The 9826-nt window shown below is 41.7% G+C and carries 4 protein-coding genes and 1 pseudogene; 1 reads left to right on the top strand and 4 read right to left on the bottom strand.

Going from position 1 to position 9826, the window contains the following annotated elements:
- Window positions 1–484 precede the first annotated feature (484 nt).
- The 4 genes and pseudogenes from SORDD16_RS12305 to SORDD16_RS04420 all read right to left on the bottom strand — a co-directional run.
- Window positions 485–711: pseudogene (locus SORDD16_RS12305) on the bottom strand (hypothetical protein); the annotation flags it as partial.
- 214 nt (window positions 712–925) lie between these two features.
- Window positions 926–4579 (bottom strand): helicase-exonuclease AddAB subunit AddA, encoded by a 3654-nt coding sequence (gene addA, locus SORDD16_RS04430; protein ID WP_061452518.1) that lies wholly within the window; start codon window positions 4577–4579, stop codon window positions 926–928.
- Window positions 4576–7851 (bottom strand): ATP-dependent nuclease subunit B, encoded by a 3276-nt coding sequence (gene rexB, locus SORDD16_RS04425; RefSeq protein ID WP_061452517.1) that lies wholly within the window; start codon window positions 7849–7851, stop codon window positions 4576–4578. The genes addA and rexB overlap by 4 nt, the downstream gene beginning before the upstream one ends.
- Before the next feature lie 123 nt (window positions 7852–7974).
- On the bottom strand, window positions 7975–8643 hold the full coding sequence (locus tag SORDD16_RS04420; protein ID WP_061452516.1) for a CPBP family intramembrane glutamic endopeptidase: 669 nt from the start codon (window positions 8641–8643) through the stop codon (window positions 7975–7977).
- 208 nt (window positions 8644–8851) lie between these two features.
- On the opposite strand from SORDD16_RS04420, the gene SORDD16_RS04415 reads away from it, so the two are divergent.
- On the top strand, window positions 8852–9661 hold the full coding sequence (locus tag SORDD16_RS04415) for a Cof-type HAD-IIB family hydrolase (protein WP_061452515.1): 810 nt from the start codon (window positions 8852–8854) through the stop codon (window positions 9659–9661).
- Window positions 9662–9826 lie beyond the last annotated feature (165 nt).

Below are 9826 nucleotides of genomic sequence, written 5' to 3'. Positions count from 1 at the left end.
AAAACAAAGAGAATTTTTGATATTTTTATCTTTCAATCCGATTAAATCTGTTGTATTTTTAAGTAGTTCCATGTGAATCCTTTCTAATGTGAGTTTGGTTGCTTTTCATGATAGGTCATATGGAACTTTTTTTCTACTCTCAAAAAGGCTCCATAATCTCCAAAGTGGATTTACCCACTATAGATATTATAGAGCCATTTTCTTTCTATATGAGTAATCCATCTAAAAATGGTTGAAAGCAGTTGGTCAAAATACCTCTAATCCAGCTAGATTGGGCTGAAGATAGCTAGGCGGTCTTTAGATATTCTTTTAGAAAGTCACGCGCCCGCTCTGACTCTGGGGCAATTTCGAACTCAAAGGTTTTGCTTTCATTTTGTAGAAAAAGTTGATTAGATGCTCAGATAAGTAATTATCTGAAAAGATTGCCTATCTATTTTTTCGATAATTTAGCAAGGGAGACGAGAAAACCATATTTTTTCATCAAATGACGAACCAACCAGCCACTCCCGACCGGAAAGAGGCGTTGGCCTGTAACACCGTTAAAGAGTTCGTAGGCGTATTTAATGGCGTTCCCGCAGACACAATTACTACGGCCAATGCCATTAAAAATCAAGGAAACTTCATTCCATTCCTTGGTAGCTTGATCCCAAGTATCGGCTTTTGAAGCCTGTAAAACCGCATCGTGCAGGGATTTCTAACTGGAAGTGGCATGAGGTCTCCTTTCTAATACTCAATGAAAATCAAAGAGCAAACTAGGAAGCTAGCCGCAGGTTGCTCAAAGCACTGCTTTGAGGTTGTAGATAGAACTGACGAAGTCAGCTCAAAACACAGTTTTGAGGTTGTAGATAAGACTGACGAAGTCAGTGAGCATATCTACGGCAAGGTGAAGCTGACGTGGTTTGAAGAGATTTTCGAAGAGTATAAATTATACTTTCACAACTTGAACCTCATCTTTACCGAGTAAAATCAAGTATTTTTCAATATTTTCAATCGAATAGGCACGAGATAAAGCCTCTCCGTATAAGGCTAACTGACCACAATAGCGGTCTATGAGTTGACTTGGTTGATCATAGCGGTCCGTCTTGTAGTCAAAAAGAACGATACGATCCTCATAAAGCAGATAACCATCCAAAATTCCACGAACAACAAAGTCTTCCTGACTCCTTTGGTCTCGCTTGAGCATGGAGAAAGGTTGCTCGCGATAGAGATGGTCGGTATTAGCAAGAATCTCCTGACCAAGTGCTGTATCAAAGAATGCGAGAATTTTAGAAAGATTGATCTTTTTCCTAACAGCTGGACTAGTCTGAACTTGTTTGAGAGTTTCTGTCAGGCTAGCAAGTGTTGGTTGCTGACTAAGGTCAATTCTCTGCATGAGTTCGTGGGTAGCACTACCAATCTCAGCTCCAGTTACCTTTTCTTTAGTTGAAAAATCTGGTAAATCAAAGCTGATTTTCTTCTCTGATGACTTGGTTTGGTTAGCAATTTCTACCCCTTCCATATCCATAACGGGTTCGTAGAATTTCTTGATTTGACTTGGGGTTTGAACACTTGGTAGTTCAATGGCCGCGCGGTGAAGAGTATTATAAACTTCCACCTCTTTCAGCATTTCCAGAGCTTCTTTGATGGTTTCTGACTGGCGGTTGCTTGATTGAGAGCTATCTTGTAGAGGGCTCTTGTTTTCCAACTCTCCGATAGCTTCTCTAGTCAACTGGTCTTCACCAACAAAACGATAGCTAAAGTTGAGATTGTCCTTGGTAAATACTTTACTGATAGCCCAGACCCAATCTTGGAAATTTCTTGCTTGCAGTCTGGTATTGCTATCTAATTTTCCGCTTTCAGCTGCTGGGTATTCCTTGGCTTCTAACTTTTCACTAGAACCCTTACCGACAAGATATAGCTTTTTCTCAGCTCTCGTCATGGCAACATACAGCAGACGCATCTGCTCTGAATAGCTAGCCAATTGCAGTTCTTTCTCATTCTGCGTATAGGTCAGGCTAGGAATGGAGAGTTTGATGGTTTTAGGATAGTGTGCTTCCACTGCTCCTGTTTCCACTTTGGCAATGTATTTGACACCAAGCCCATTTTGACGACTGAGAATGACGTCTGACATCGAGTCTTGCTTGTTGAAGTCCTGATCCATATTGAGGATAAAGACATAAGGAAACTCCAAACCTTTGCTCTTGTGAATAGTCATAAGTTCCACGGCATCTTTAGGCGGTGCGACGGCTACGCTTGCGAGGTCATGCTGAGCTTCTAGGACTTGGTCAATCATACGGATAAAACGCGACAAACCCTTGAAATTGCTCTTTTCAAACTGGTCGGCACGCAGAGCTAGGGCATAGAGATTAGCCCGTCTAGCAGGACCATTTGGCAAGGCTCCAACATAGTCATAATAAAAACGGTCGTTGTAAATCTTCCAAATCAAGTCATAGAGAGAGTGGGTTTTAGCATACAAGCGCCAAGAATCCAAAATATCTATGAATTGATTTAGTTTTTCAGCTAAATCAGTATGAATTAAGTTTTTCTGGTTTGTTGCCTGTTTTTGAGCATTGACCAGTTTCTCATAGAGATTTTCTTGGACTTTATCTTCTGATTTCTGAAGGGATAAGCGTGCCAACTCGTCCTCATCAAAGCTAAACATAGGAGACTTCATAAGGGCAACCAAGGCATAGTCTTGCAGGGGATTGTGGATGACACGAAGGGTGTCCAGCATGACCTGTACTTCTAGAGATTGGAGATAATTGTTTTGCTCACCGTCAGTTTTAACAGGTATCCCATACTCAGACAGAGCGAGGAGAATCTGGTCATTTCGACTGCGACTGGAGGTCAAAAGTGCGATTTCTTTAAAAGCAACACCTTTTTCTTGATGAAGCTTCAGGATTTCCTTGATAACTAGGCGCATTTCTCCTGTGAGTTTCGTGTCTGCATCACTTTCTTCTTCCTCTTGCCCACTGTCGTCCTTATCGTAGAGGAGAAATCCTGCCTTGTCGTCTGGAGTAGGAGTTAGTTTGGTGTTGGCAAAAACAAGCTGGTGCATGCTGTCATAGTTGATTTCTCCGACCTCTTGGTCCATAAGGCGTGAAAAAACATCATTGGTTGCTGACAGCACTTCTGAACTACTACGGAAATTTTCCTTGAGGAGAATCAACTTGCCTTCTTGAGGATTTTGCGCATAGCGTTGGAATTTCTCATTGAAAATCTGGGGATCTGCCTGACGGAAACGGTAGATAGACTGCTTGATATCCCCCACCATAAAGCGATTGTGACCATTCGACAGCAATTCCAGCATTCGTTCTTGAATGTGGTTGGTATCCTGATACTCATCGACCATGACTTCGTGGAATCGTTCCTGATAAGCCTCGCGGATTTGTGGGAAATTCTCTAAAATCTCAATGGTGTAATGACTAATATCAGCAAATTCAAAGGCATTTTCCTGGCGTTTACGTTCTCGATAAGCCTCCACAAAATCACTCATAAAGGTTTTGAAGGTTTTAGCTAGCTCCCAGGTGTCTTCATGATAACGTTCTTGGTAGTCGAGAATTGTTATCTGGTCCGCCAGTTGTCCTAGTTTAGCAAACTGGGTCTTTCTCTCATCGTTATAGGCATCAGCCAGTGGTTTTAAATCGACCTTACGACTGGAGTTAGCCAGAGCTCGACCATTTTTTTCCTTAGAGATGGCGACAATACGCACAAGCACTGCTTGATAAGCCTGGCTATCGGACTCTTGATTTAAGGAGCCAATTTCATCCAGAACCTGTTGAACAGCTTCTAAATAGGCAGCTTTGGGAAACTCCTTGGCATCGTTATCCAGATGATAACGGAAGAAACTTTCCAAGTCCCAAAGCGCCTGCTTGATTTGCTCGGTTTGTTTGTCTTTCTCATTTGCAAAGTCAGCTTCTTCAAACCCTTTGAGAAAAGACTCGTTCAGCCATTTTTGAGGACTGCTGGTGGATTGAAGGAAATCATAGATTTTGTAGACTTGCTGGCGCAGACCTCGTTCATCCTTACCACGCCCAGTAAAGTTCTTCACCAAGCTACCAAATTTCTCTTTATTCTCACCTTGGTAATGATCTTCAAAAACCTGATGAAAAACTTCGTTCTTTAAGAGTAACTGTTCACTTTCATTTTGCAGAATACGGAAGTTCGGTGCGATATCAATCAGATAGCCATGTTTGGCAAGAAATTTTTGTGTGAAAGAGTCCATGGTTCCGATGGCAGCGTTTGGCAGATCTGCCAACTGGCGTCCCAAGTGTTGTTTGAGATCGACATCATCGGTTTCTTGGATTTGTTGGCTGATTTTTTTCTCCAAACGTTCCTTTAGTTCAGTAGCAGCCTTGACAGTAAAGGTTGAGATAAAGAGTTGGCTGATTTCCACGCCACGTGCTAATTGGTCAAGAATGCGCTCTGCCATAACAAAGGTTTTCCCTGAACCTGCAGACGCTGAAACAAGGATATTCTGGCCAGCAGTGTAGATGGCTTCGATTTGCTCGGCAGTTTTCTTTTGTACCTTGCTCGAATTCGCTTCTGTTTCTTGCAATTTTTGAATCTCTTCCTCAGTTAAAAAGGAAATGGACTTCATCGATTCAACTCCTCTCTTATTTTTTCAAACCAAGCTTGTTTGAGCTTTTCTCCGACCAGGCGCTTGCCATCAGCTAAGTCTAACTTTTCTAGGTAACGGGCTTGCCCCAAATGGTAATTGGCTTCAAATCCTGTGATGGCTTGGTGTTGCTGGACATACGGGGCAATACTTCTGCCGTTTTCTGTGTATGGATTGATGGCGAACTGGCCTTGTAAAATCTTCTCAGCTGCCTTCTTGTACAGATGGGCATTGTAGTCTAGTAAAAGTTGGAATTCCTCGTCTGTCAACTGATTGGCCTTGTTTTTGTTGTAAAATTCGCCCAAATGACTGCTTTCTTTTTCTAAAAAGAGTCCCTGGTATTTCATTGACTTGCTGGCTTCTGCTACTGCTCCAGCCAAACTCTTAACGGTCAGCAGAGATTGGACAGGCTCAGCCATTTCCAAGTACATGGCGCCGAAAAAGTTCTGTTCCCCTTCTCTTTTTAGGGCAGCAAGATAGGTTGGCAACTGGGAATTGAGCCCATTAAAGAAATGAGGAAACTGGAACTGAGTCAGACTAGACTTGTAGTCTACCACTCCTAACGCTCCGTCAGCTTTCAAACGATCGATTCGGTCAACCTTGCCTCGCACATGGACACTCCGACCATTATCCAATTGAATAAAGGCTTGATCTTTACCACCAAATGTTGCTTCCTCTTGGATGGTTTCAATGGCTGGATTATGACGAAGGATGTGACCAGTTGTCCGAGCCACATCAAGCAGAACTTCCTTGGTAAACTGGGCTTCCAAACTTTCCTGATAAATAGCCTCAAATTCGCGTTCTTGGCTGGTTTCTTCAATAGCTTGTTCCAAACGTTGGTCAAAGGAATTTTCAGCAGGCATTTTCAAGGCACGTTCAAAAATACGATGCAAGAAATTCCCGTGACTGCGAGCATCAGGACGAAGGCGAAATTCTTCCTGCAAACCTAAGACATAACGGAGGAAATAGCTGTATTCATTGCGGTAAAACTCCGTTAAACCAGACGTAGACAGGTAAAACTCTTTGTCAGCTGGATAGAGAGCCTGCAAGGTCTCTTTCTCTAATGGCTTGCTGCTTGGGCTAGTTGGGAGTGCAGGATTTGTAAGACCTTTCTGATCAAGTTTTTTCCCCATCACACGCGCTAGAACCTTGACAAAGGTCACATCTTTTTCATTTTCACTAGAACCTGACTGCTGATGATAGGCAACTAAGCTAGACAAGAGACTGTGATAAGAACCCATATCATCCTTAGACAGACTTTTTTGATGAATCTTCTTCTCTATCCGGCTATATCCAAAACTCACCAGTTCCTGAAGATAGGCCGATTCCTTGCTCTCATTTTCATTGAGGAGACTTGGAGCTGACAAAATCAATTGTTTACGGGCAGCATTGACTAAGGAAAGCATGGTATAGCGATTTTTCTTGAGGTTTTCACTACTTGCAATCAGTAATTGCGCTCCCTCCTCAGTTGCTTGGTTTAGGCTTTGTCTTTCTTCGTCTGTCAAAAGACTGGTGTTTTGCGCTATTTTTGGCAAATGATCCTGAGTCAGTCCGATGGCATAGACAAAGTCAGCTGTCAGAGGTGCAATCAGATCGTAACTCTGCACCAGAACGGTGTCCACTGTTGCTGGAATGGTGCGATACTGGGACAAACTCATCCCAGAATGGAGCAAGGCTAGGAAATCCTCTAGACTAACCTGTGAACCAGCAAAAACCGTCGCAAATTGTTCTAAAACATGGCAGAAGGCCTTCCAAACTTCGGCTTGTCTTTCCTGTTCTAGAGTTTCCATAGTAGCTGTCAATTCTTGCATCTGCTTGCTTAAAGCAGCATTTTTTAGAAAAGTATTCCACTTTTGCAAAAGATTTTCAGTCTTTTGCTTCCGACTGGCAAATAAGGTTTCAAGTGGTGCCAAAACTCGCAGACGAAGAGCATTTAAACGCTCTAAATCAAATTTTCCATGATGGGATTTGGTAAAGGTCTGCTGAAAAGCTGGCAAGCCATTGATGCCAAGATAGCGGAGATATTGCTCAAAAGCATCAATATCAGCCTGACTAAGATCGGTATACAGACCAGTTCGGAGGAGATTAATCAAATCCTCCTGACGAAAACGGTAGCATTTCAAACGCAAAATAGACTCGACATACTGAGCCAAAGGGTGGTGAGCCATGGATTCACTTCTACCAAGATAGAAAGGAATCTGGTACTGGTCAAAAATGGTTTTCAACGATAGCTGGTAAGAAGCTACATCCCCTAATAAAATACGGAAATTCTTGTAACTCAGATCTGGATTGTCATGTAATTTCTGACGAATGCTACGCGCTACCAACTCCAACTCCTCTTTTTGCGTCAAACAAGACCAGATTTGCAGATTTTCACTATCCTTCTCATTGATATCCATGGTGAGTTCTGAGAAGTCATAAGAAGACTCTAGCAAACGAGAGGCCTTGTCAAAACTATCCATCTTCTCATGAGTCTGAGAACGATCCTGAGCAAGCGATTGGTATTTTGCCCCCAAATGATGGAGGAATTCCACACTGGCTTGATAGAGATTTCCTTCAGTGAACGGACTGCTATAAGCTTTCTTGCTTGCATAAGCACCAATGACAATCTCGACACCTTTTCGATGAAGCAGATCCACTACACGCTCTTCCTCAGCAGAAAAACGAGTAAAACCGTCAATAACCAAGGCGATTTGACTAAAATCACTACTTACCTTATCGTTCTCAATAGCCTCAATCAAATGGGACAACTGACTTCCCTGAGCCAACTGACCTTGATTGAGATAGGCAGTCACTTGCTCAAAAATCAAGAGTAAATCTGCTCTCTTGTCCTCATCTGTTAAACTTTCCAAGTCCAAAAAGTTCATCTGAGCAGTCATCAACTCATGGTAAAGCTCGATCAGCTGTTGGATAAATTGAGGATCCTGCTTAATCGCACCATAAACACGTAAATCCTTGGGTTCGAATTCTGCAAGACATTTATAAAAAGTCATCCCAAGCCCGATGTCATCTAGACTCGTCTTAGCTGGCAAATCATTTAAAACCAGGTAACGAGCCATCTGAGTAAAACGCGTGACGGTAATCGCAAAAGAAGCATGGTGGGATAGACTTTCAAGTACGGCGCGTTCTTTTTCAAAAGAAAGAGAATTAGGCGCAATATAAAAGACCCGCTTGCCAGCAGCAACCAGAATTTCAGCTTCCTGAGTCAAGATTTCTGTCAAAGACGTCCGTGTATCCGTGTAAAGTAATTTCATCTCTGCCTCGTTCGAATGTTTCATTAGCCTCTATTATACCATTTTTTAGCCCAGCATTCCTGTAAATAATAAGTTGAACTCATCTATTGAAAGGAAAAATGCCGGAAACTTCCGACATTTGTTTTAGGCTGAAAATAGGAGTAACCACAAGTTCCAGAAGGCAGTGATATTGATGAGGGTATGAAGTACTATTGGATAGTAGAGATTTTTAGTCATGCGATACAATAGGGCTAAAATAAGACCTCCACTAGCATAAATGAAAAAGGCAAGAGGTGTTAAAGCAAAATTGATATGAATACAACCGAAAATAATGGCAGAAAGCAAGACATCTCCGTACCAAGGCGAGTTTTTGAAAAAGGTTGTCATAAGCACACCTCGATAAATCAATTCCTCAGTAAAGGGGCTTATAAAGCAAACGATGAGCAAGAAATAGGGCAACTCCTGCCGCCCCATCATTTCTATCGTTTCATTCAAAGAAATTTGATTTGAAGACGAGGGTATAAAATAAGAAAGGAGGAAGTCAGACATATACGAAATGATGTAGCCCAGTAAAAGGTAAATAAAATACCTCAGCTTCCACTTGAAATGAAAAGTTTTCTTTCCTGCAAAAACTAGTAGATAGATGACAGCTACGAAAAGAACACCACTCTCCATCAAAAGCAGAATCTGAATAAATTCCCGACTTGCTGGTAGATAGGGCTTTGCAAGATGATTGAAAATCCCCCAAAACCAAGTTGATTTGTAAAAAATTAAGAACAATGCTAGTAAAATCTGAATAACCCTTTTTTTCATATTAAATCCTCTGTTTTTCTTGACTAGCTTACAAAATACTTGATTGCATCACAAATTTAGTATAGCGTATCTTTTCAAAATATCCACTTCAAATCATGAATTGTCATCGAAAGGTCCTAAACTGTATAATCAATCACCCCCTAAACTTTTAGCCTGATTTTTTCTAAAATATGCTATAATAATACCAAAAGATAAAGAAGGAAGTCTTATGATTAAACTACTTGCCTTGGATATGGACGGAACCCTCCTTAACGAAGCCAAGGAAATCCCGCAAGCCCACATCACTGCTATTCACCAAGCTATCGAAAAAGGTGTCAAACTGGTTCTCTGTACAGGTCGCCCACTTTTTGGTGTCCTCCCGTATTATGAAAAACTCGGTCTTGACTTAGAAAATGAGTATGTCATTGTTAATAACGGTTGTTCAACTCACCAGACCAGTGATTGGAGTCTAGTTGACTGGCAAGAACTCAGTCCAGCTGACATCGAATACCTCTATGACCTAGCAGAAAAAAGCGAAGTCCAGTTGACTCTTTTTGATGAGGAACATTATTTTGTCCTCGGTGGCAAGCCAAATGAAATTGTTCAAAATGATGCTAAACTAGTCTTTTCAGACCTGACTGAAATTTCCCTTGAAGAAGCGACCAGTGGTAAGTATCGCGTGTTCCAAGGCATGTTTTTGGGCAACGAAGAGCAAACAGATGATTTTGAGCGGCGTTTTGCTGAGGAACTCTGCCAACGATTTAGTGGCGTTCGTTCGCAGCCTGTCATTTATGAAGCCATGCCACTTGGAACGACCAAGGCTACTGCTCTTTCTCGACTAGCAGCGATTTTGAAGATTGAGCCCTCAGAGATTATGGCCATGGGCGATGCCAATAACGATATCGAAATGCTTCAGTTTGCAGGGCTTGGTATTGCAATGGGAAATGCCAGCGACCATGTCAAATCTCTTGCTAATGACGTTACAGCTAGCAACGAAGAAGACGGCGTTGCGCGTGCCATTGAGAAGTATATTTTATAGTCAAAAAGCCCAGTTCATGTCAACTGGGTTTTGTTTTTTTAAGAATCACAAAACTTTAGAAACTCTTTAGAATTACTTGATGTTTCTTTGATTTCTATAGCTTATACTAAAGTTAGAAAAATAAATCAAAAGGAGAAAATCATGAAAGCAGTACTCGAAATTCAT

The sequence above is a fragment of the Streptococcus oralis genome, assembly GCF_001578945.1.
Classification (GTDB): Bacteria; Bacillota; Bacilli; order Lactobacillales; family Streptococcaceae; genus Streptococcus; species Streptococcus oralis_Q.
The sequence above is the reverse complement of the archived record's forward strand: the minus strand, read 5'-3'. Positions and strand labels throughout refer to the sequence as shown.

Bases quoted from the DNA above. Each gene is read 5' to 3' on its own strand.
- addA (WP_061452518.1), bottom strand. From the start codon at position 4,579: ATGAAGTCCATTTCCTTTTTAACTGAGGAAGAGATTCAAAAATTGCAA.
- SORDD16_RS04415 (WP_061452515.1), top strand. From the start codon at position 8,852: ATGATTAAACTACTTGCCTTGGATATGGACGGAACCCTCCTTAACGAA.
- rexB (WP_061452517.1), bottom strand. From the start codon at position 7,851: ATGAAATTACTTTACACGGATACACGGACGTCTTTGACAGAAATCTTG.
- SORDD16_RS04420 (WP_061452516.1), bottom strand. From the start codon at position 8,643: ATGAAAAAAAGGGTTATTCAGATTTTACTAGCATTGTTCTTAATTTTT.